General features: G+C 67.3%; 23 protein-coding genes. 22 read left to right on the forward strand and 1 reads right to left on the reverse strand.

The features are described from left to right. Positions 1–43: 43 nt before the first annotated feature. From ACFW5B_RS17785 to ACFW5B_RS17870, 18 genes are all read left to right on the forward strand, one after another. Positions 44–292: a hypothetical protein gene (locus ACFW5B_RS17785; RefSeq protein WP_386439919.1), complete on the forward strand. Its 249-nt coding sequence runs from the start codon at positions 44–46 to the stop codon at positions 290–292. Next, positions 289–1,476, forward strand: a complete 1,188-nt coding sequence (locus tag ACFW5B_RS17790) for a DnaB-like helicase N-terminal domain-containing protein (RefSeq protein WP_386439921.1) — start codon at positions 289–291, stop codon at positions 1,474–1,476. The genes ACFW5B_RS17785 and ACFW5B_RS17790 overlap by 4 nt, the downstream gene beginning before the upstream one ends. Beyond that, complete coding sequence (locus tag ACFW5B_RS17795) at positions 1,473–2,075, forward strand: hypothetical protein (RefSeq protein ID WP_386439923.1); 603 nt, start codon at positions 1,473–1,475, stop codon at positions 2,073–2,075. Before ACFW5B_RS17790 ends, ACFW5B_RS17795 begins: the two co-directional genes overlap by 4 nt. Next, positions 2,065–2,355: a DNA cytosine methyltransferase gene (locus ACFW5B_RS17800; protein ID WP_386439925.1), complete on the forward strand. Its 291-nt coding sequence runs from the start codon at positions 2,065–2,067 to the stop codon at positions 2,353–2,355. The genes ACFW5B_RS17795 and ACFW5B_RS17800 overlap by 11 nt, the downstream gene beginning before the upstream one ends. 16 nt (positions 2,356–2,371) lie before the next feature. Continuing rightward, positions 2,372–3,331 (forward strand): DNA cytosine methyltransferase, encoded by a 960-nt coding sequence (locus ACFW5B_RS17805; RefSeq protein WP_386440099.1) that lies wholly within the window; start codon positions 2,372–2,374, stop codon positions 3,329–3,331. A gap of 39 nt (positions 3,332–3,370) precedes the next feature. After that, positions 3,371–4,147 (forward strand): class I SAM-dependent methyltransferase, encoded by a 777-nt coding sequence (locus ACFW5B_RS17810; protein ID WP_386439927.1) that lies wholly within the window; start codon positions 3,371–3,373, stop codon positions 4,145–4,147. Continuing rightward, on the forward strand, positions 4,144–6,795 hold the full coding sequence (locus ACFW5B_RS17815) for an SUMF1/EgtB/PvdO family nonheme iron enzyme (RefSeq protein WP_386439929.1): 2,652 nt from the start codon (positions 4,144–4,146) through the stop codon (positions 6,793–6,795). The genes ACFW5B_RS17810 and ACFW5B_RS17815 overlap by 4 nt, the downstream gene beginning before the upstream one ends. Continuing rightward, positions 6,792–7,052, forward strand: coding sequence for a hypothetical protein (locus ACFW5B_RS17820; RefSeq protein ID WP_362828040.1), 261 nt, complete (start codon positions 6,792–6,794; stop codon positions 7,050–7,052). Before ACFW5B_RS17815 ends, ACFW5B_RS17820 begins: the two co-directional genes overlap by 4 nt. Positions 7,053–7,267: 215 nt before the next feature. Then, a complete protein-coding gene (locus ACFW5B_RS17825) occupies positions 7,268–8,326 on the forward strand; it encodes a hypothetical protein (protein ID WP_386439931.1) in 1,059 nt (352 codons plus the stop codon). Positions 8,327–8,618: 292 nt separating this feature from the next. Next, positions 8,619–9,230 carry a DUF4913 domain-containing protein gene (locus ACFW5B_RS17830; protein ID WP_386439933.1) on the forward strand — a complete coding sequence of 204 codons (612 nt, stop codon included), beginning with the start codon at positions 8,619–8,621 and terminating at the stop codon, positions 9,228–9,230. A gap of 1 nt (position 9,231) precedes the next feature. Then, the gene (locus tag ACFW5B_RS17835; RefSeq protein WP_386439935.1) at positions 9,232–10,035 is read left to right on the forward strand and encodes a hypothetical protein; all 804 of its coding nucleotides are present in this window, start codon (positions 9,232–9,234) and stop codon (positions 10,033–10,035) included. Continuing rightward, positions 10,032–10,505 carry a type II toxin-antitoxin system RelE/ParE family toxin gene (locus ACFW5B_RS17840; RefSeq protein WP_386439937.1) on the forward strand — a complete coding sequence of 158 codons (474 nt, stop codon included), beginning with the start codon at positions 10,032–10,034 and terminating at the stop codon, positions 10,503–10,505. The genes ACFW5B_RS17835 and ACFW5B_RS17840 overlap by 4 nt, the downstream gene beginning before the upstream one ends. Before the next feature lie 36 nt (positions 10,506–10,541). Then, positions 10,542–11,057: a hypothetical protein gene (locus ACFW5B_RS17845; RefSeq protein WP_386439938.1), complete on the forward strand. Its 516-nt coding sequence runs from the start codon at positions 10,542–10,544 to the stop codon at positions 11,055–11,057. A gap of 31 nt (positions 11,058–11,088) precedes the next feature. Beyond that, the gene (locus ACFW5B_RS17850; RefSeq protein ID WP_386439940.1) at positions 11,089–11,874 is read left to right on the forward strand and encodes a winged helix-turn-helix transcriptional regulator; all 786 of its coding nucleotides are present in this window, start codon (positions 11,089–11,091) and stop codon (positions 11,872–11,874) included. 102 nt (positions 11,875–11,976) lie between these two features. Further along, positions 11,977–12,837, forward strand: a complete 861-nt coding sequence (locus tag ACFW5B_RS17855; protein ID WP_386439942.1) for a DUF317 domain-containing protein — start codon at positions 11,977–11,979, stop codon at positions 12,835–12,837. Positions 12,838–12,870: 33 nt separating this feature from the next. After that, positions 12,871–13,722 carry a DUF317 domain-containing protein gene (locus ACFW5B_RS17860; RefSeq protein ID WP_386439943.1) on the forward strand — a complete coding sequence of 284 codons (852 nt, stop codon included), beginning with the start codon at positions 12,871–12,873 and terminating at the stop codon, positions 13,720–13,722. Between the two features lie 29 nt (positions 13,723–13,751). Beyond that, positions 13,752–14,291 carry a hypothetical protein gene (locus ACFW5B_RS17865; RefSeq protein ID WP_386439944.1) on the forward strand — a complete coding sequence of 180 codons (540 nt, stop codon included), beginning with the start codon at positions 13,752–13,754 and terminating at the stop codon, positions 14,289–14,291. 32 nt (positions 14,292–14,323) lie between these two features. After that, on the forward strand, positions 14,324–14,830 hold the full coding sequence (locus ACFW5B_RS17870; RefSeq protein ID WP_386439946.1) for a hypothetical protein: 507 nt from the start codon (positions 14,324–14,326) through the stop codon (positions 14,828–14,830). On the opposite strand, the gene ACFW5B_RS17875 is transcribed toward ACFW5B_RS17870, so the two are convergent. After that, the gene (locus ACFW5B_RS17875) at positions 14,827–15,015 is read right to left on the reverse strand and encodes a hypothetical protein (RefSeq protein WP_386439948.1); all 189 of its coding nucleotides are present in this window, start codon (positions 15,013–15,015) and stop codon (positions 14,827–14,829) included. The genes ACFW5B_RS17870 and ACFW5B_RS17875 overlap by 4 nt on opposite strands. Positions 15,016–15,224: 209 nt before the next feature. Here ACFW5B_RS17875 and ACFW5B_RS17880 point away from each other — a divergent pair, with 209 nt between their 5' ends. The 4 genes from ACFW5B_RS17880 (at position 15,225) to ACFW5B_RS17895 (ending at position 21,085) form a co-directional block, all read left to right on the forward strand. Next, positions 15,225–15,599 carry a DUF317 domain-containing protein gene (locus tag ACFW5B_RS17880; protein ID WP_386439950.1) on the forward strand — a complete coding sequence of 125 codons (375 nt, stop codon included), beginning with the start codon at positions 15,225–15,227 and terminating at the stop codon, positions 15,597–15,599. A gap of 369 nt (positions 15,600–15,968) precedes the next feature. Further along, positions 15,969–16,193 (forward strand): hypothetical protein, encoded by a 225-nt coding sequence (locus ACFW5B_RS17885; RefSeq protein ID WP_386439952.1) that lies wholly within the window; start codon positions 15,969–15,971, stop codon positions 16,191–16,193. Then, positions 16,190–16,612 (forward strand): esterase, encoded by a 423-nt coding sequence (locus ACFW5B_RS17890; protein ID WP_386439953.1) that lies wholly within the window; start codon positions 16,190–16,192, stop codon positions 16,610–16,612. The genes ACFW5B_RS17885 and ACFW5B_RS17890 overlap by 4 nt, the downstream gene beginning before the upstream one ends. A 324-nt stretch (positions 16,613–16,936) precedes the next feature. Then, positions 16,937–21,085 (forward strand): hypothetical protein, encoded by a 4,149-nt coding sequence (locus ACFW5B_RS17895; RefSeq protein ID WP_386439955.1) that lies wholly within the window; start codon positions 16,937–16,939, stop codon positions 21,083–21,085. Positions 21,086–21,140: the final 55 nt, after the last annotated feature.

The raw sequence follows: 21,140 nt of genomic DNA on the forward strand, positions 1-21,140 counted from the left end.
CGATCCGCTTCCCGGCCTTCGCCTTCTTCACGAGGTGCTCTCCATGCCACACCCCGCACCGTCCTGGGCTTCGCTCAGCCAATCCGAGCGGCTGGCCGACGCTCCCGTCGTACGCCGCGGCGGCCGTTGGTGGCTCGTATCGCCCTCCGGAGCCGTACTCACCTCCGACCCGGCCTTCACGGGCGAACTGGACCGCTTCGCCACCGACATGGCCGCCGCCAACCGTGCCGTCGCTGATCTGCACACCGGACGCGAAGCTTCCGACACTCCCGTACGCGAGGTTCAACGGTGACGCCGCTCGTCCAAGCCGAGCAGGCAGTCCTTGGAGCAGTCTTCCTGGCTCCCGGCCAGCTCGACCAGCTCTCCCCCTGGCTACGGCCGGAGCACTTCTCCCGCCCGGCACACGCTGCGATCTACACCGCGATGCTCAAGCTCCGGTCCGACGACCACCCCGCCTCGAAGGCCCAGGACGCCGGCCCCGTACCGATGTCGTGGATGACCGACACGGTCGCCGAGGCAAGCAAGCACACCCGGGGCCTGACCGCCTCCTCCGCACATTCGCTGGTAGCAACCTGTCCACGGCCTGAGCACGCGGTGGTCTACGGACGGATGGTGCTGGAGGGCGCCATCCACCGCAGTGTCGCCCAGCACGCCACACGCCTGCACCAAGCCGCCCGCGCCGACGCCATCCGCGGTGGCGTGGAGGAATCGGTCCATCACGCCGATGTCCTGTCCAACGTGCTGGCTGATCTCGCGCGCCGCTGGGGCGGCGAGCGCCGGCCCGTAGCACCTCCGGTGTCGGCCCCGTCCCCTCCTGCTCATCCACAGCCGGTGGATGAACAGCTCCTGGCCGATGAGGAGTTCCTCCTCGGATGCCTCAGTGCACGTCCTAAGAAGCTGGATGAGGTCGTGGGCTGGCTCCACCCCGGCGATTTCGCCGACGCCGGCCATCAGCAGATCTACCGATCCCTGGGCGCGCTCCACCACCGGGGCGAGCCCATCGACCAGCTGACCGTGCTGTGGGAGACCCAACGCCGCGGCGCTCTGGCCAACCGAACCCTGGATGCCGAACGGGTGCTGCGGATCTGTGACCCCTCGGCGTTCGCAGGGTCGGCGGAGTATGTCGGCGAGCAGGTCGTGCGAGCCTCCCTCGTGCGGACGGCAGCCGCCTCGGCCCGGCAGGTGCGGGCGCTGGCCGACGACGAGTCCCTGGCACCGGGGCGGCTGATCGGCTATGCCCTCCACGCACTTGGGCCGCTGGAGGAAGTCCGCCAGCGGTGGCGTATCGCCACCGGAACCGAGCCCGAACCACACAGCGCCGCCGGCCAACCGGCCGCCGACCCGCCGGCCGCCCGCATCGAAGCGGCCCGATCGCGCAGCCGCCCTCACCTCTCAAACGCCGCCCCTACGGCGGCATCCACCGCGGCCTCGCGACCCGCTGTCCTCGACCGTACCCACCGCCGGAGTCCGTCATGACCGATCACACAGGCCGCGCCGGCCTGGAGCGAGAAGAGCTGTACGCCGTTGCCCACGAGTTCGACAAGCTCCGCACCGAAATCAACGTTCCCCGGACACCGCGCGAGCTTCCCGACCTCCCGACCGCGTCCAAGCACCTCGCCACCCTGACGGGGTTGATCAAGGACCTCTCGGACGAGGTCGTCTTCCGCGTGGCGGAGAATGAACCCGGACTCGAACTCAAGCCAGTCATCTACGCCTACACCTCGGCAGCGTCACTGACCGGACAAGCAACGGAGAACTACACCGAGGCATACGTCCAGCTCGGCTTCCTACACCGCTACGCCGACGCCCCCGAAACCAAGGAACTACGGGACGCCCGCCACGCCGCCTTCCTGATCGCCCAGGAACGGACGGGGACCGTACGCAACGACCTCACAGACGCCGCCCGCGGACTGAGGCGCTCAGCAGACCGGCTGGACGGCACCCCACCACGCACCCTGGCTGCACTGAGCCGCTCCGCCCGCCCGACAAACTCGATCTACCGCCTCCCGCCACAAGCACCCGCACCGGGCCCGACACAGCTCGCCGACACCCCCACGCCCCGCCATGCCCGCTGACCTGACGCTGCCGCCGACCTCGCCATTGATCGGGAGTCTGTGCTCCGGATACGGCGGCCTGGACCTAGGCGTCCAGGCCGCCCTCGGCGGCACACTCGCCTGGCACGCCGAGATCGATCCGGGGGCGGCCCGGATCCTGTCCCGCCACTGGCCCACCGTGCCCAACCTCGGCGACATCACGACCGTCAACTGGGCCGACGTCCCCGGAGTGTGCGTCCTGACGGCCGGTTTCCCGTGTCAAAGACGTCTCGCTCGCAGGCCGCCGCGCTGGACTGGCTGAGGGCACCCGGTCCGGCCTGTGGCACCACGTCGTCCGTGCCATCGACGCCCTCAACCCGTGCCTGGTGGTGATCGAGAATGTCCGAGGGCTGCTGTCCTCCCCCGCCGGTTCCCCTGGCAACGTGGAACCCTGCCCGTGGTGTCTGGGAGACGGCACAGGCCAGTCTGCTGTGCGCGCACTCGGTGCCGTACTCGGCTCCCTGGCCGACCTCCGGTTCGATGCACGCTGGTGCGTGCTTCGCGCCTCCGACGTCGGAGCCCCGCATCACCGAGCACGGGTCTTCCTCGCCGCTTGGCCATCCGGGCGGACCGCCGCTGCTCAAGACGCCGACGAGCAACCTGGCGACCAACGGCGGCAGCCAGCACCCGGCGAAACGGAAGCAGGGCGGCCACGGCCCGAACCTGGCGGACGAAGTCGAGTGGCTCCTGCCCACCCCCGTGGCCTCCGACGAGATCAAGGGCTCGCCGAACCGACAGCATGGCAATGGGGACTTGACCCTGCCGTCAGCAGCAGCCCAGCTGCGACACCTCTCCGGTGCGCAGTCCATACGCACGGCGCGGGGACAGAAGGGCGCGAGCGAGGGGTCGCCCACAGTGCTGCTGCCGCTGTTCGAGGAGCCGACGTCGGCGGAGGACGGACCGAGATGTGGGGGCCGTATGCCGCCGCCATCGCCCGATGGGAGACGGCCACTCGCCCAGCTCCCCGGCCAACCGATGACGCGGGCCGCCTGAGCCCGCTGTTCGTGGAGTGGATGCAGGGCCTGGCTCCCGGGTGGGTGACCGCCACCCCGGGGCTGGGGCGTCCTGCCCAACTGGTCGCTCTGGGCAATGGCGTTGTGCCGCAGCAAGCCGCCCGCGCCCTGCAGATTCTTTCGCCGCCCAGGCCGGTCTGCACCCAGGCGGCCGATCGGCGCCACCATGCTCTGGCTGAAACTGTGGCTGATCGGTTTCGTGGAGTCACGGGAGGAGTAGCCTGACGGCTGGCCAGCAGAGCCGTATACCCGGGCGGGGGGACTGTGGAGCGGCGGGATGTTCAGGGACATTACGAGCGGCTTGCTGCCGACTATGACGAGCATTGGGGATCTGCGCCGCGCCACATCACCTGGATGTCTGCACGCCTCGCCGAGACCCTGCGTCTGTCTTCCGGTGACCGCATGGCCGACATCGGCTGCGGCACGGGGATCTTCGCACGCGAGGTGGCGCGGATCATCGACCCACAGCATGCCATCCTCTGCGTGGACCCGTCGCCGGCGATGCTGACCCAGATCGGTACGCCACCGCCCGCCGGCCTGACGCCGATCGCAGCCTCGGCAGAAGACGTCGCTGCTGGAAGCGCCCAGTTGCCGTACGAGCAGCTGGACGCCATCTGGTTGAAGGAGTCCGTGCATCACGTCGCCGATCCCGCCACCACCCTGGATGGCCTGGCCGCTCGGCTGGCTCCCGGCGGTCGTTTACTCGTGGTCATGCTGCCGACCAGCATCGAGTACCCGCTGTTCCAAGCGGCGCTTGACCGCTTCACTGAACTCCAACCCGACCCCGAGCTCATTGTCGGCCACCTACGGGCGGCCGGGTTGCAACCCCAACTTCGTTACGTCCAGGATGAGTTGCATCTCGATCGCGAGAAGTACATCGGGATGGTGCGAGCCCGATACATGTCCGTGCTCTCCACATTCAGTGACAGCGAGATCGAGAAGGGAATCGATGAGATGAGAGCCGCCCATCCGGAGCCGGTGCTCACCTTTCCCGACCGCTTCGCCTTCGTACTGGGCGTGAAACCGGGTGGTGGGCGATGAGCATGGCGGTGGACGAACGACTGCAACGGCTCCGCAGCGAGCTCGATGACCACTCCCGTGTCGCTGACCGCCTCGGTCTCGATCTCGAACGTCCCTTACGCAGCCTCAATGATGGCTATCCGGAGAACGCAATTTCTCTCGTCGGCAAGCTGACGGAGAAGCTGCTCAAGGAGCTGTGGCGGCACCACGGCATCGAGGGCGACCCATCGGGCCGAGCCCTCAATGACCTGGTCAAGCGGTGCCAGCCGCATATCCGCAGCAGTACCGTCCTGAACGCTCTGGATGACATCCGTCGTCTGCGCAACCGGTCCACGCACGATGGCTACGACATCTCCGATGAGGACGGGCTGCTCGCGATACGCCGACTGGTCGACGTGCTGGTCTGGTTCACAAGTACCAGCAGTTCCGCCCTGCTGGGCGGTGAGCCACAGATGGATTCCGAGGTCGCCCGTCGCTGCGAGTTCCTCGCCGGGCTGTACATCACCCTCGGCTACCGTCAGGCCAAGCGATTCGTCCTGACTTCCGACACGGTCTACCAGCTCTTCTGCCGTGAATCGGGCATGCGCCTGGAGTACGTCGAGCTGATGGTCTCGCAGGACGTGGACGATCTACGCGCCGTACTCACTTCCAACGGCGGTGAACTGCTGCGCACCCGTCTGCCCAAACTCACCCGCTTCGTCATCCTCGACGAGGCCGGTGAGGACGAGGAGCTGCCCGGACCCGTCCGCGAACTGCTCGGCCGCGACTACCGGCTCGTGCGCTACGACAGCTTCATCGACAGGCACGTCGACATTGCCGCCCACCTGGCCGACGTGACCTCCGCGGACTGTGCCGAACCACGCAGAGCTGTCACCGCCACTGTGCTGTCCACCGACGCCCACACGGGAGAGCCGCTCATCCAGACAGTCGAGGACGCAGCCGTCCTCCTCGGCCGCCTTGCCCGTGGCCAAGCCAACGTTCTGATCACCGGTCGTCCCGGCAGCGGCAAAAGCACCTTGCTCCGAACGCTGGCCGCGGACCCCGACGCACACCGGTTTCGCTTCTACTTCGACCTCAGTCTCAAAGCGAGGGACGAGACCTTCCCCGAATACGCCGCACGCCTGCTGTCCCCGTGCATGGCGGCGGACCGCTCCCGTGCGTACGACTTGTTCCTCTACCTGATCCGGTCCGGTTCTGCGTTGTGCGTCCTGGACGCGGTTGACGAGGGCGTGGACGAGGCCAGCCCGGCCGGCTTCCTGCGGCTCTTCGCGGATCTGGCCCCGGTGCTCTCCGCTGAGTCCACTGTGGTCATGAGCTCGCGGGTGTCGTTCCTCGCGGACTCCCCCCAGGTCCGTCAGCTGTTGGACAGCGGAGCCGCCCGGTCCGAGCAGCTGGTTGAGCAGATGTACGCGAACGGAGTCGACCCGGCCCGAGTGCCGCACTTCCACCTCGTACGGCTCGCGGATCCCGATGCCACGGTGCTGGAGATACGGCTGGCTGCCCTACTCCAGCACGCCTCTCCGCGGCCTCTCGACGTGTTGCTCGGCGCACACATCACGAAAACCCTCGCAGACCAGGGTCAGGCCGAGGCTGAAGAACGGCTGTCCGCAGTCTTCGGAAGGGCCTTCCTCGCTGATCAGACGGTCTTCTCCCTCCTCGAACTGCACCGCGACCTTGGCTCTGGCGCCTTCATCGACGGTCGTCTCGAACTCGACAGCTGCGTGCTCGCCCCTCTGTTGCGGCCGGCCGGTCCGGACCGGGTCGCCTTCGTCCATACCGCCTATCAGGAGCTGCTGGCTGCCCGATTCCTTGCCACCCCGAGCGGTCGTGAAGAGGCGGCAGACCTGCCTGGAGGTGCCTTCATCACCGAGCAGGTGAGAGCCTTCCTCGCCCGCATACCGGCAGCTGTCCCTTCCGATGATTGCGTCCTTCCCGCTGGGGTTCACCTCGTCGGGCCAGCTGAACGGCTCTTGTTACGCCGCGTACGACACGCGGTCCGATTCGACCGCCACGCCGTCACGGTCGGCCGCTACCGCCGCTTCCTCGACACCTTGCGGCCCGATGGCACCTCGCCCTGGGACCACCCCGACCAGCCGGACAACGTCACCCACACCCCGTGGGCCGACCGGCTCCGCGAAGCGGACTACTACCGCAATGCCCGCTACGACGACTACCCAGCCATCTGCGTCAGCTGGTGGAGCGCCTTCGCGTTCGCAGCCTTCGAGGGCAAGCGCCTGCCCACCGCACTGGAATGGGAAGCCGCCGCTCGCGGAACGGACGGCCGGCTCTTTCCCTGGGGCGACGAATCGGATGGCGCACCGGTCAACTGCGCTGACACCTGGGTCGGTCATCCCGTGGTGACCTTCCACGCCTGGCAGCAGGAGTTCGCCCAAGAGGCACTTCGCAGAGCCTGGGTCACCCCGGTCGGCGAGAGGGCCGCGAACCGTTCGCCGTACGGCATCACCGACATGGCAGGGAACGTCTGGGAGTGGACCTCCACCAGCCTGGATGACGCCGGGGAAGCGGTCATCTGCGGTGGCAGCTACGACAATCCGCTGCGCGCTGTGCAAGCGAGCAGCAAGGGCATCTACCGGAAACGTGGCTGCAGTAACGCGGTCGGTTTCCGTTGTGTACAGGACATCACCGAACCAGAGGCGACCCTCTCATGAGCGACGCGCGGCACGGCATCATCGTCGACCGCCGGCCCACCGGCGGAGGACAGACCGGAACGGTCGGCGCCTTCATCGTCCAAGACGAAGCCGACGGTCGCTACTACACCTTCGACTACACGCAGATCGTCACCGAAGGCTTCCGCACCATCCGCACTGGCGAACGCGTACGGTTCCACGCGGCCGCAGACCGCCCCGGTGGCGCAGAGTTCGTAGTCAGGCTCGACCAGCCCGACCCTGCCGAGTACTACCGATGACGGTGGATCTGGAGGCTATCTCCGGGGCACGACAGATCCTGATGATCGTGCTCCCGGTACGGTTGCTGCGCACTCCGGACTGGCCGGAGGGACCCTTCCCATTCCAGGCTGGCAACCGACGGACGGATGCCGCCACCCGGACGAACTACTTCGCACCCGCCTCCGCCAGAGTGCTGTACGGGGCGCCCGGGCGCCCGTGTCGCTGGTATCGGCAGGTGTCAATCTGCCACGACGGGCTGCGGCTGCAGGGCATGGAGCTGTTGCGTACCGGCACTGGACGGAGCCATGGACACGCTCTGGCAGTACTGCACTTCACCGTCGACAGACCACTGCTTCCAGTGCTGCGAGCGATAGGCCATCGGCCCGATGCCGGCCCCGACCCGCTCACCGGCCCGTTCGCGCCGCAGCAGCTCTTCGGACAGGTAGCCGAGGTCCGCGACGACACCGACGCGTTAGCGATCACCCGCCCATACACCATCGCCCTTCTCACCCCCGAAGCCCACCACGCGCCCGCGCTTCGGTCTGAGGCCACGGCAGCACTCCCGGCTACTGCCGACCCCTGGCTGTGGCAGCTCGCATCCCGTTCCACGCCACGCGACTTTCCTGTCGCCCCGGAGGCCGCCGCGGACGAATTCGACCAGGCTGTGCGCATCTCCGCCGACTGGAGCGCTCTCGTGCTGCGGCACAGCGCCGCCTTCCTTGGTCACCGCGCCGACACCGGCGAGGGCGACTTCTACGACTTCGCAGCCTTGCACGCCCGTACGGTCTACCTCGACGCACTGCTGCTCGGCACGCTCCAGCGCGACCACATCGACCAACTCACCGACGAACTCTCCGAGGTTTTCGATGGCCCCCATCTTTCTGCCCAGGTCGGGTCGCTGGAGAGGAACATCGCGCATTTCCGCAGTACTCACTGGCGCCAGCACCTGACCGCCCACGGCCCGGCGAACGAGTTACTTCTTGCCTTCCAGGCTCAGTACCGACTGCCCGAGCGTTTCGCGGAGATACTGGCCGAGGCCGCGGACTACAGCCGACTGGTCCAGAACCTGGAGAGCCAGCAGATCAGCGGCGCTCTCGGAGTCCTCACCATCCTCGGCCTCCCCCTCGGCACGGCTCTCAGCGTCCTCCAGGTCCTCGGCGACCAGTCCGCCGCCCACCTCCTCGTCGCCCTCGGCCTGTCGATCGCCGCCACCGCCGCTGCCCTCACCACCCGGTACGGACGCCTCGTCATCTCCTCCCTGCGGGGCGGTGCGGGCCCTGAGCCGCCCGCCTAAGAGCACACCCGCGCTTGGCGAGCGGCCGCGAGGTGCACCCTTCGTCGGCGTCGCGGATCAACATCAGCCACACCGTGACCTCGTCCGCGTGCCACCACGATGCGGAACAACGGCAGTGCCACCGCCGTGAGCCCCGAACGGAAGGCCAGCGTCCCTGTGTGCCGGTTTCATCGCAGGGCTGCCCGCATCGCCTAGAGCTCTGAGCGGTGCTTCTACACCGAATTTCCGGCAGGGCCAAACCCTGCTTTCTCCGAAACCTCGACACCCCACACGTTCACGCCAAGGGGTATCGATGTCTGAACCCGCTCACGACAGCGAGCCGGTACGCATACCGGACCACGACCTGGACGACCTCGTCTCCACCGTCACACAGCTCGTCGCGGAGAGCCGCAAGCAGGGCGAGACGCTCGCCCGGCTCACCGACGAACAGCCACCCCAGCAGGACGGCGAACACGACGAGCCCGGTCACGCGGAAGGCGCCACGCCGGACTCCCCCTCGGCGGGCAGCGATGCGGCTGCCACCGGGGCGGAGCGGCCGTCTTCCATCTTCATTCTGGCGCTCGACGGCACGGCGTACGCCGAGGAACTCGCCGCACTGACGACCTGGGTGCACCACCTTCTGCTGCCGGTCTACGGGCGGGAGATCACCACCGGCCGCCCGTGGTGCCAGCAGTGGCACGAACACCCCGAGGCGGTCGCCCGGCTGCACGCCCTGTGGCTGGCCTGGCAGCAGCTCACCGACGTCGAGGCCGGCCTGGCCGGCCCCTCCACCTGGCACCGCGACCATCTCGACCCGGCCCTGCTGCAACTCCGCACACCGGACGGGCCGTTCGGTGCGTGCACCACCAGCCCGGCCCGGCCCAACCACCGTCTGCTTGCCTCGCCCGAGCCTGCCGAGGTCTGACATGACCGACTTCCACGCCCCGGTACCGGACTACCGGCTCGACGGCTTCACGCCCGCCACCGAACAGACCGAGGACGCCTTCCTCTCGGTCACGCTCTCGGACGACATGCTCGTGCCTCTTGCAGAGCACCACAGCGCCGATGGCCGCGAGACCTACCTACTGCTGTACGACCGCGCTGCGATCTGGGACATCCCCGGTACGGCGGAGTACGTCACGCTGCACATCACCCGGGATGCCGCCCAGCGCACGTTCGACTTCACGCACGAGCGCCACCCGGTAATTCCCCTGGCGCAGAACTGGCTCATCCGCCAGGGCTGCCCGGCCGAATCGGCGGAGCCCTCCAAGAACCACGGTCCGCGGCCAGCCGACGTGCTCACGGCCCGACTTGAGGGCATGCTCAGGGCCAACCCAGACGATCGGTACACGGTCCTGGACCACTCCACCGACAACCCGTGCTCCTTCGACTTCGGCATCGAGGTCAGCACCCTCGTCCACGACAGCCACCCCGCCTCCGCGCACGCGCCGTACCGGGTCTTCCTCGAAGAGACCACCAAGGACTTCCGCTCCTACACGGTGCGGGAGGGCGCCTTCCCCTCCGTCGAAGCCGCGGACACCTGGGTGAGGGAGCGATCCACTCCCCTTCCCCTGGCTCCGGCTCCCGACGGCGCGGTCGGCCTGCGGGCCGAGACTGCCCGTGCCCGCTCGACGGTCAACTCCGGTGGCCTCGCCGTGCCACCGGCTGCCGTCGTACCGCCTCGATCGGCGTCGGCTGCGCCGGCACGTGTGCGTCGGAGTGCGCCGTGAGCCGGGCCCGGTACGCCTTCGCGGCTCACCCCGAGGCCCTCGCCGACCTGCGGTCCGTCCCGGAAGACATCCGTGACCTGGCCCTGCTGGAACTGCAGCACCTGGTCCATGGCAACGAGCGCGGCGCCACCCTGCACCGCGAACTGGCGGGCTGCCACAAGGTCTACGTCGATCCGGAGACCCGGTGGCGGCTGGTCATCCAGTATCGGGACGCCCCGGCCTCCTCCCAGCACAACAGGGAGATCTACCTCCTGGCCGTCGGCGAGCGCCAAGACCAGGCCGCCTACCGCACCGCAGCCCGCCGACTGGAGCGTGAGCGGGAGGCATCCTCCGCCACACAGCCCCTCGGGCGTCGTGCTCAGGCCGCCAGGGCTCGCTCCCCGCACGGCAGCAGCGGCCGGGCCACCGCCCATCCACAGACGCCTGCGGCTCCCGCCACGCAGCCACGGGCCCGCCGCACCCGCTCCTGACCCCCAGCTCACCGCACCACTACACGAAGGATGTTCATGTCCCCCTCTACCCCGCCGGGACTTGGCACACAGATGGTCGCCGATGCTCTCGGCGTCGACCGCCCGGCCGACTTGCTGGCCCGGCACAACTTCCTCAGCCCGCACGGCCAGATAGCCGCGCTCATCGTGGACGCCGCCTGGAGGGTCGACGATCTCGACCGCAAAATCGTCCAGGCTTCCCGGTCCGCTTACCGGGAGTTGCAGGCGATCGAGCAAGGAGTGGGCAGCACGGTCCTCGGCTCGATCGGCGCAGACATCACCATCCTCGTCGAACGTCGCGGCCAGAGCGCCGATCATCTGAAGGCTCTGACCGGCGCCTACCGGCGCTCGGTGATTCCGGCCGAGGAACCGTCGGCCGGGGAGCAAGGCCGCTCCGCGTACCGCGCACAGGCCGCCTCGGTCCCGGCTCCCCAGGCACGGACCACAGCAGTACTGCGCACCACTGCAACGTCGCCCCGCTCCGCTCCCCCGAATTCACCCGCGCCCGCTGGACGCTCTGCGCGCTCGCGCTGACAGCACCTGACCGACTCCCGGAGAACTGGACATGCCCGCCCACCGCATATCGGCGCACGACGCCGCGCTCGTCAGCCAGGCGATCGACCGCCTCGCTCCCCGCTGGACGACCTGGACGCTCCAGACCGTCACGCAGCACGGCCAGATGCGCTTCACGAAGATCGCCGCGGCACTGCCGTGGCTCAGCACCCAGAACACGCAGCAGGTCCTGCGGCGAATGCACACCAACGGTCTGCTGGACCGACCGGACTACGGGGTCTACGAGGTCTCCCCCTCGGGTCGGAACGCGCACAGCGTGCACCGCACGCTCGCTTCCTGGCACCGCTCACACTCCGGTGAAAGCGGCCCGGCGGTCGCCGAGGCGGAGAGGGCCGAGGACGCCCTGCGCCGGCTGCACGGCAAGGGGGCGGTCGACGTCCTCCACGCCCTCTCGGAGCACGGCCCCCTTGCGCACGGCGATCTGCACAAAGCATCGGGGCTCGCCACGGGCTCCTTCTACTACCGCCTCCAGCAGCTCCAGGATGATCAGCTCCTGACCCGCACCGGCCCCTCCTTCCGTGCCGCGTACACCCTGACTCCGGCAGCCCAGGCACTCGAGCCTGTCTACGCGGAACTGTCCGCCTTCGAGTCGATGGCCTCATCCGACGCCGTGCAGCACAAGCCCACAACACTGGCAACGGCCAGCACGACCAGGGCCAACGCGGCCGTACGACGAACCCCCTCAGGCTCCCCGGGGTTGTTCTCCCACGCCCCAGCGCCCCAGCCACGTGTCCCGGCACACGTCACGGAGCTCTCCCACCCCTCACGGGCCAGGTGATCCACATGCCCACCGTCAGACCCCGCCGCCACACCGGCGCCCGCGCACGTTCCAGTGCGAGCCGCGCAGGCGCCCGTGCACCACCCCCCGGAGCTGTTGCTTATGTCCACCACCGACCCCGACGCCCTCGACCCGGACGTCGACGTCCTGGTCGCCCCCGTCTACCTCGCCGGCCCTGGCACCGGCGAAGCCGTCTTTAACATCCTTGATTCCGCGGCAGGCTGGACCAAGGTCGTGGCCTTCGGCAGCGACACGTACTACACCAGCCCCTGCCAGCGTGTACGCATCGCCAACGCGATGGAGAGCCACTACGGCGGCTGGACGATCTCGTACGCCGAGGACCCGCTAGGCGTACCGGACTGGATCACCACCTTCGACCGCGACACCCCCCGAGAGATCGTGGCGGCGTTCACGGACACGCTCGTCGCAGGGCTGCCGAACAACTTCGCCGACTACCTCAGCGGCGGCACGCACTACACCGGGCACACGCCCGCCACCGTGCTCTCCAGCCATCAGTGGGAGGCCGTCCGCGGCACGCGGCCCTTCCGTACGGTTTCGCCCGACGGTCACGCCGCCTACCGGATACGCGGCGGCTGGCTCCACGAGTACGACGAGCTTCTCGATCCGAAGAAGTCAACCTGGCGGATGTCCGCCGGTCCCGACCCCATCGCCACGCCGAGCTGGCAGGCGTACTTCAGCGGCTACACCCCCGAGCACCTCATTACCGCCACGGCCGACGCCCTGACCGACCCAAGGCCCGTCGTCCGCGCTGCCTTCCTCATTCCCGACCGCCACCGCTCACTGGTCGAGCCCCAGCCCCTGCGCCCCGACCAGGCGACTTCACGCAGCACGGCAGCACTGGCGCGCAGTTCACGCACCAACGCGGTGCACCAAGTCCAGCCTGCACCAGCCGCATCCGCTCCCGTCACGCCCGTCATCGCTGGCTCGCGCCGTCAGCGCTGACACCCACACCTCACCCGGAGATCCGATCTCCCCATGCCCGCCCACGCTTCTGACGGGGACTTCTACGTCTCCCCGGTCTACCTCGCCGGCAACACCTTCACCGGTGACCCCGCCCTCCAGCCGCTGCTCAACCAGGGGTTCCACCTCCAGCACGATGAACTGGCGAACGTCTTCGTCAGCTCGCCCGAACAGCGCATCCGGCTCGGCTACCTCCCCGAAGGCGAAGACACCACGCTGTGGAAGATCGCGGTGCACTCCGACCCGTTCGGCCCGCCCCGCTGGCTGGCCACCTTCGACAACAGCACGCCCACGGAACTCGTCACCGCCTTCACCACGGCCCTCGCCCATGACTACGCGCAAGGCCACGACACCTACCTCTACGGCGGCACCGGCAGGGACCGAGGCTTCCAGCCGCTCGTCGATGCCGGCTGGCGCACCGACAAAGGTCCTCACCTCAGCGTCTCCGTCGCACCCGACGGCCTGGCGGAAATGAACCATGTCCGAGGGACGCTGGATCATCAGGCTGAGCTGTCCGGCTACCAGTACCGCTGGAGTGCCAGTGGCGGACGCGACGGCTACCGCTCCAGCTGGCATGCGACGTTCACCACCCACACTCCCTCGCACCTGATCGCCGCCACCGCTACCGCCCTCGCCGACCCCACCCCGGTGCCCCGGTATGGGGCCGAGATACCAAAGCGCAACCTCGCCGCGGCCCGCGTGACGCCGGTGCCCCCACCGGTACCGACTCCGCTCGACGTCCGCCGCGCAACGGCAGCCCGTGCCCGATCCGCCGGCCATCGCGCCCTCAGCCGCGCCCCGGCGATGGCGATGGCCGCCCGCGGGCCGAGCCCCGCACTGCCGACACATGCCGCCCGCCGCCGATGACCACCGCCGCCGCCTCGGAAGGCCCTCCCATGCCGCACCCCGACCTCTCGAACGCTCCGGACAGCCATACGCACAGGACGCCGGACTCCGGCCCCTGGGCCGTGGACGACGCTCTCGGTTACCGCCTACGTGCTGCCGTGCAGGCCCTGCTCGACTCCTTGCCCTTGCTCATGGACGACTTGGAACTGAACTTCTCCGATGCGCTCGTCGGCGGCGGCGAGGTCGTCTGCGACCTGACCGAACTCCATCCGTCCTGGGCTCCGTTGATCGAGGCAGACGCCCTGCGGCTCGTCGCCGACACTGCCGGCCTCCACACGCCCTCTATGTTCTCCCCGGCAACGCCGCGCATGATCACAGCGGTCGACGCTCAGCCACTCGAAGTGCAGCAGGCCCTCGTCGAACGAGCCGCCGAACGCTTCGCGAACCACTACGAGCACGTCCCCAACCCGCGTTCCCTCGCTGCCGTTTCGCGCTCGCCACACAAACCCGCTCCGGCTAGGCCAACCCCAACTTCTCCGCCCGCCTCCACGCCTCGTCCGGGCGAGGACAGCCACCGCCGATCTCGCTGATCAGCCATCCATCACCACTTCGGGAGCCATCCGTGCCTGACACATCCGACCTCACCGCCGCCGATGCCCTGATCAGCGCCGCCTGGGGACACCCCGTGGACGAGCTGTACCACTACCTTCGCGAAGGCAGCACCCACGACCCGGCACTCGTAGCAGTACTACGGATCCGCACGGCGCTCGTCATCGACTACAGCGACGTCGCCGTGCACCGGGAACGGATACACAGCCTCACCCGCCGGGGTCATCTCCCGCTCCACCACGATCTCCAGCAGCTCAGCTCCTCATCGGCCGAGCTGCGGCAGGCCCACGCTGCGAACCAGGCCCGCCTTCACGCCATCCGCTCCATCATCGACGCCTACCCCGAAGGGCACCTTGCCCAAGGACTCACACGGTCCCTGGACCGCTCTGCGGCCGTGCGCGCCGAGGCAGCGCGCGCACGTTCATCCGCGTCGACACCAGCACCGCCCACCGACACTCAGAACGCCGGCCACACAACGAGTGCCGGAACACGTAACGAGGTGCGCTCGCCCCGTCGTTAGACGGCATCGGCCGCACCGTGCCGGCCCGTGTCATGCTCGCCCGTGGCTTCGGCGCCGACGAGCTGCGCCAGCTCGTCCACGGTCAGCTCGATTCGTCTGCCGTCGGCCATACGGGCCCGGCCCAGCGACGCGGCCTGCACATCGTCGACCGCCTCGTCGTACGTACGGATCTCCTGGCTCTCCAACCCAACCTCCCACAGCGATCGGTCGCCCCCGCAACAGCTCCTGGGGCGACCGATTCATTCCCCCATGCGCGGACATGGGCGACCCGGTTCGCTTGCCAGTTCGCCGACGGCAGACGCACACCGCCGGACAGGACTGGAGACCCCCTCCCAGACCATGTCAACGTACGGAAGCCGCGAAAAACCGCAGGTCAACGAAGGGATTGCTACTCGTGACGCTCAGCGCTACCGCCCCGTTCCAAGCTCCCGCCGCGCTTCCGTTCGCCACCCTCGGCGAACGTGAGCGGCTGCTCGGCTGCCACTGCGTAGGACCCGTGACCGACCTCCTCAAGGACCAGGGGTGGGACGTCATCTCCGACCTGGACAGCAACGTCCACTGCTCCAGCCCCGACCGACGCGTGTACGTGGGGTTCCTCCCCGAAAGGCCCGCAGCGGCGCGCGGCGAGCTGTGGCACATCAACGTCAAGGGAACTGGCGGTGCAGCCGCCTGGCACCAGAGCTTCGGTCCGGACACCCCGGCGCAGGCCGTCGCCGGGTTCCTCGCCGCCCTCATCTCCCTCCCCAGCCGCTACTACGCCTGCATCTGACCAGGAGGTCCCGCATACCTCGCCACTCGATCACCGTGACCGCGTATCACGCCGACGGCACCATCTGCCCCTCCAAACATCGGCACACCACCGGCGATACACCACTCACCGAGGGATGTACCGGACGGGAGCGATTCCTCGCGACGTACAGCTGCAAGCAGTGGACCAGCGGTCCCTCGTCCACCAAGTCCTACGCCGCCGAGCAGGGCAAACGGCACCGCGCCGACCAGCTCCCGCCGCGACCCGCCCCCCGTCAAACGGCCTGGCCGTACTACGCGAGCTACTGCAATTCGACGCAGAGGTCTGACCAGCCCCTTGCACGCTTCACTCGCTCCCCATTCCCGCCCACTCTTCGTCCAGGAGGACGCCTTGTCGCACCAGATCACCGTCCGCCAACTGATCCACCAGCTCCAGGCCGTCGCTCCCGACCTGCCCGCCTACCTCGCCATCAACCCCGACTGGCCCCACTCCCACTACATCGGCCGCATCGTCGAAATCCCCGGCCCGAACGGCGCCGTGTACCTCGCCGAAAACGGCCAGAAGGGCGTACTGCCGCCCGAGGTTCGCACCGAGCTGGGCTGGGCGGACGTGTGACCTACCGCGCCCCTACGCGTCTCTCGGCGAAGGCGATCGACCCCGACCCGTACCTGGACCTCAGCGATCTGGCCCGCCGCCCCATGCCCCCGTCGGCACGCGGTGCCCTCTTGCGCTCCGTCCCCCACCAGCCCACCGAACCGATCCGTGTTGTGTGGGACGACACCGCCCCGGAACCCGAACCGCTCCGGCCCGGTGCCATCCTGCTGAGCTGGAAGCCCGGCCACGGCGGCGGCATGGACGTCACCGCCCTCCTCGGGCTGGCCACGACCACCGTCGTACTCGCCACCTGGCCCAGCCTCCACGGCGACTGGACCCCGATCGTCCACCCCACGCTCTACGAGGTCACCGGCCTTCACGCCGCACTGACCGTAGCCACCGATGCCTTGCACCTCGCCAACCACCTGGCATCCGCCTGACGGCTATCCACTCGACCCGAGAAAATCAGGGCTGCCCCAAGCCGGGCAGCCCTTCTCGGCTTATAAGGACACCGTCCCGAGGGCCGGTCCCCCACTGTCTGGAGGGCGCTGTCGGGTTCTCGCTCCGCCTCGGCCGCCGCTGAATCACTGACCGAAGTCGTCAAAGCGACCATGCCTTCGCGCCATGCAGCACCGAGCCAGTCCATCCCCACCACTTGCCAACCTGGATGCAAGCAGGTTGGTCGGCATCTATCGAAAGCTGTGGACAACGGTATGCCGTTGACGTGGACCGGGTGTCAGAGGGGCGGGCTACCTTTGGGTGGCATGAGGATGGGAGTAGATCTCGACCGGCTCCGCGGCGACCTCGGGATGGACCGCTCCCGACTATTCGAACGTCTCTGTGTGCATCTTTTTCCTGCCGTACTGGCGGAAGACTTCGGTCCGATTGAGGACGGCACCAGCCATGCGCTTCGACCACCAGACGGAGGGCTGGAAGCATGCACACGGTTGACTGACGGACGCCTGGTAGGCATCCAGGCGAAGTATCATGCGTCAGTCGCCTCGGCCCTACGCGATGTCGACAAGTCTGTGGAGGCCGCTCTCACGCAGCATCCCGATCTCAGTGTTCTGCTGGTTTTCGTCCCCCAGGACTTCACAGCAGGTGGCCGCGGGAAACACGATATTAAGCGGTGGCAGGAAGCGAAGACGCGCTGGAATGCCTTGATCGCTCGCCATCGCAGTACGCCGATGTCGTTCTACGCCTACACGAAGAGCGACATCGAAAAGATTGCCATCAAGCATGCGCCAGAGGTGATCCCGGCCTATTTTGATGCCAACTTCGCGCGGTTGACGGATATCCACCGGCACTCTTCCTCCGCAGCCGAGGGCGCTCGCCGACGGCCGAAGCTGCAGGCTCCAGCTCCAACCCTTCAGACAGTTCTCTCGCGCACCTTGGAGGAGGTAGACGATCCCCACCCCGTGGCTGTTCGTATGACAGAGGCAGCACGAGAACTTCGCCTCTGGGCAGACTGGCTACCCGCGACTAAAGGCTTGCCAGTGGAAACGGCCGCCGAGATGGCTGAGGCCACGCAATGGTGGGCTGATTCAGCGAAGCAGCGTGCTGCGTGTGCCACCAACCTCGATGCTACTGCGTGTCTGCTTGAGGACGAGACATTCACTGACCCGTGTCAAGTGCGCCGAGGGATAATTAAGACGCTCGATTCGGCAGGCATGTTGGTCGGGGAAATGCTCCGATTCCATGACGCGGTCCTTTCCGCTCTTCGCGAGTCTGGCCCGAGCGAATCCATGACGGTTCAACATCGTGGCGCGGCAGGTCGTTTGCTCGCCGCTCTGACGGACTTGCTCGATTCCGCACGCCTCCTGTCGGACCTTTGTGGGGATCCTGCACTCGGCGCCCGCACCACTGGCGCTCTGCTCATAGGAGGCGGTTGGGGCACAGGCAAGTCGTACGGGCTAGGTAGCTGGGTCGAGACCAGGGTCGCGAATGGTGCCCCCACGGCACTCGTATGCGGGCACGAGTTCGACCCAAATATGACGTGGGACGACCAGCTCCCGAGCCGCGCGGCCCCAGGCACGCACGACCACTCGGTTCGAGATCTGCTTGCGGCACTTGAGATGAACGCGTTGATCACGGGACAGCGCGCAGTCCTCGCCATCGATGCCCTCAACGAGATCAGGAGTCTGCGTGGGGACAAGCGCATCGCGTTCGCTTCGTTGGCTGCCCTGGTCCAGGAGTATCCGCTGGTCACGCTCATCGCAACCACTCGCATGGACACTCGCCCACCCGCGCCGGAGCGCGCTATCGACATGGTGCGTGATCGCCCGTACGGCTTCCTGTGGAACGCCGGCGTAGAAGATCCACAAATAGCCTGGAAGACCTACCAGGACATCTACGATCTCCCGCCACTGCTGCTCCCACCCGACACCTCGGAGTTGAGGCGCCCCTTGCTGATGGCAGTACTCGCCCACTGTCTCCACCGGACGCCGGCTCCGGAGCGCGGCCCGATCGCGGTCCCCTCCATCGGCGAGCTGTTTGAAACATGGCTCCGGACCCTCAATGCGGACTACGCAGAGCACCTAGGCATTGAAGAAGAGCTGACTGCACCTCCGCTGATCACACGTGCATGCGAGCTACTCAGCCAAGCATTGGGTGAACACGAGTCGCTTGAATACCGGTCAGCTTGTGAGAGCATCACCGCGGCCCCGGAGCTGGCTGACCCAGCACCGCTGCTGGCATGGATGCAGCAAGCCGGCATGCTCGCTCTCGATCCCGACACCACCCGCGTCAGGTTCGCGGTGCAACGGTTCGCCGAACACATCCGGGCGTCGAACTTGCTCCGTCTGCGGCGTCCGTCGCGGAAGGTGACCCCGCTCTTGAAGGAGTTGAGCGGAGACGGAGACGATGCCAATCGCGCCGCGCGGCTGCTCAACGCGATGGCAGGCGCTACCCCACAGGTCCATCCCGGGCGGGAATTCACCGACTACCTGCCCCGACGGGTCCCACCTGAGGTCGCTTTCGCGATCCTGAGATCGTTGGAAGGCCGGAATCCCAAACTTGTAAGAGAGGCGGCTCACCGTTTCGTTCTTCGGCGGATTCAAGACCCCAGCACCGCGCCCTGGGCGTGGTACTCGGTCTTCGTGAACACGACGCACGACGGTCACCCGCTCGGCACCGCGTTTCTCAACGAGCATCTGTCCAACTGGGGCCGCACCCGCCTGGCGCGCCAGTTCGTGCGTCCAGTGCTGGAACTACTGGATGACTCCGACGGCCTACGGCTCCTGCGCCGGCTCATTCACTGGGCGGCCACCACGCAAGACCATACGGATCAGGTTGTCCGCGAGGTCACCAACCTGTTGATCTGGCTCAGTGCCGTTCCCTACGAGGGGCTACGCGATGCCTGCATCCGTACGACAGCTGATCTTTGGATAAGCCGTCCAGACATCGCTTACGAACACGTCCACCGATTCGGCGATCACGAGGATGCCCTGATCGCGGAGGCATGCTGGCTCGCTGCCTATGGCGCTCTCGCCCGCACTGCGCACCTACTACCTGACCCTCGCTGGGACGAACTGATCAACCGCTGTCAGCGCCGTCCCCACCTGAGGATCCAGGACGCGGTTGCTGCCGTGCACGAGATTCTGCACCCGAGTTCCGCCACAGCCTTCCCCGTCCACCAGCTGCGTCGTCCCCGTACATTCCCGTTCCCAGTTTCCCAGCGGCAGCTCCGCCAACTGCACAATCTCCTTTCCTGGTGTCCTTTCCAGGAAGAGTCACCGGTTCCCAGGTTGACGTGGGTGATGCGCAGGTATCGTGCGCTGGCGCCACGAGAGAGGGTCCACTTGCGTCGGAAAATTCGTGTAGCGGAACGAGAGAGTTGGGCTTCCGAGGTAGCACGTACCAAACCACTGATATCAGCACTACAAGAGTGGTACGCCGAAGAGGCGTACCACCATAGCCAGGCCGCCGGCCCTCCTGCTCCCGGTGAATGGGGAGCCGCCCGTTACCACCAGCGAGGAACAGATCCAACTATCGGAGCGGCTTGGCAATCCCGTCGCAATACTCAGCTCAAGCATGGGGACTGGTGGGGTGTTCCATTCACCGCGGAAGAATTCACTGGCCCCCCACTTCAGCCACCTGTCCCTGTCACACAAGTTCCCGTGGTACGAGACCGGAACGGACAAACATGGTTCATTCTCCACGGGCACTTCCACCTCCCGAGCGACGCCCTCGACGATGCTGAAACCGACGACCTGCCAGCGCTACGGGCACCGAGGTGGACCACTTCCGTGATGGACATTTGGCGCTCTGCGTCGCCAGCAAGAAGACGTCAGCCAATCCACCCGTTTGTCGAGATCGATGCCTTCGTCGTACGCAGTGGGCACGAAGAGGAGGCTCTGCGCCGTCTGCGCCAGGAGCGTTACCACAGCACGCTCCACTACTCATGGCCTGGCGAGGCATACATTGCCGAGTACTACCGCAGACCAGAGTTCACCAACGCCCAGGGAGTGACTGGGGCCTTCTGTTTTCCTGCGACGTTGGACTACCCCTCGACCTCTGCAGCTCCGCCAATCCGTGGCGGGTTCGCCCTCCCGTGCGAGCATGCAGTTCCCACGCGCCAGCTGGTAGACAGCCTCGGCCTTCAGTGGAGCGGTCGCCGACTCGACTTCATCGCCCCAGGCGCAGACCAGCTCGTCCTGACAGACCCCGGGTTTGACAGCGGAGGCCCACGCGCATTGTTGATGGATTCCTCGACCATCCACAAACTCACAGAGGGCGGCTGGACACTTCTCTGGCGCGTACACGCCATCGATGTTGGAGAGTGGGATCTGACATGGACCGGCTATTGCTCTCTAAAGTCCGGAAAACTTGTCGCCCTTCCAGCACCAGCGCCGCCTTCTGGCCTCTTGGGGCGCCGCGATCGACCATGGCCAAGCGGAAAACGGGGGTATTAACACTGTTTGCCCACTGCGACTGGCCCAGTCCACCAGCACAGTGTTCTATCCAATC

Source organism: Streptomyces sp. NPDC058773 (assembly GCF_042746015.1).
Taxonomy (GTDB): Bacteria; Actinomycetota; Actinomycetes; order Streptomycetales; family Streptomycetaceae; genus Streptomyces.

What these genes read in the sequence shown, in the direction of transcription:
- ACFW5B_RS17785 (WP_386439919.1), top strand. Translation starts at nt 44, where the DNA reads ATGCCACACCCCGCACCGTCCTGGGCTTCGCTCAGCCAATCCGAGCGG.
- ACFW5B_RS17795 (WP_386439923.1), top strand. Translation starts at nt 1,473, where the DNA reads ATGACCGATCACACAGGCCGCGCCGGCCTGGAGCGAGAAGAGCTGTAC.
- ACFW5B_RS17800 (WP_386439925.1), top strand. Translation starts at nt 2,065, where the DNA reads ATGCCCGCTGACCTGACGCTGCCGCCGACCTCGCCATTGATCGGGAGT.
- ACFW5B_RS17815 (WP_386439929.1), top strand. Translation starts at nt 4,144, where the DNA reads ATGAGCATGGCGGTGGACGAACGACTGCAACGGCTCCGCAGCGAGCTC.
- ACFW5B_RS17820 (WP_362828040.1), top strand. Translation starts at nt 6,792, where the DNA reads ATGAGCGACGCGCGGCACGGCATCATCGTCGACCGCCGGCCCACCGGC.
- ACFW5B_RS17830 (WP_386439933.1), top strand. Translation starts at nt 8,619, where the DNA reads ATGTCTGAACCCGCTCACGACAGCGAGCCGGTACGCATACCGGACCAC.
- ACFW5B_RS17835 (WP_386439935.1), top strand. Translation starts at nt 9,232, where the DNA reads ATGACCGACTTCCACGCCCCGGTACCGGACTACCGGCTCGACGGCTTC.
- ACFW5B_RS17845 (WP_386439938.1), top strand. Translation starts at nt 10,542, where the DNA reads ATGTCCCCCTCTACCCCGCCGGGACTTGGCACACAGATGGTCGCCGAT.
- ACFW5B_RS17850 (WP_386439940.1), top strand. Translation starts at nt 11,089, where the DNA reads ATGCCCGCCCACCGCATATCGGCGCACGACGCCGCGCTCGTCAGCCAG.
- ACFW5B_RS17855 (WP_386439942.1), top strand. Translation starts at nt 11,977, where the DNA reads ATGTCCACCACCGACCCCGACGCCCTCGACCCGGACGTCGACGTCCTG.
- ACFW5B_RS17860 (WP_386439943.1), top strand. Translation starts at nt 12,871, where the DNA reads ATGCCCGCCCACGCTTCTGACGGGGACTTCTACGTCTCCCCGGTCTAC.
- ACFW5B_RS17865 (WP_386439944.1), top strand. Translation starts at nt 13,752, where the DNA reads ATGCCGCACCCCGACCTCTCGAACGCTCCGGACAGCCATACGCACAGG.
- ACFW5B_RS17895 (WP_386439955.1), top strand. Translation starts at nt 16,937, where the DNA reads ATGAGGATGGGAGTAGATCTCGACCGGCTCCGCGGCGACCTCGGGATG.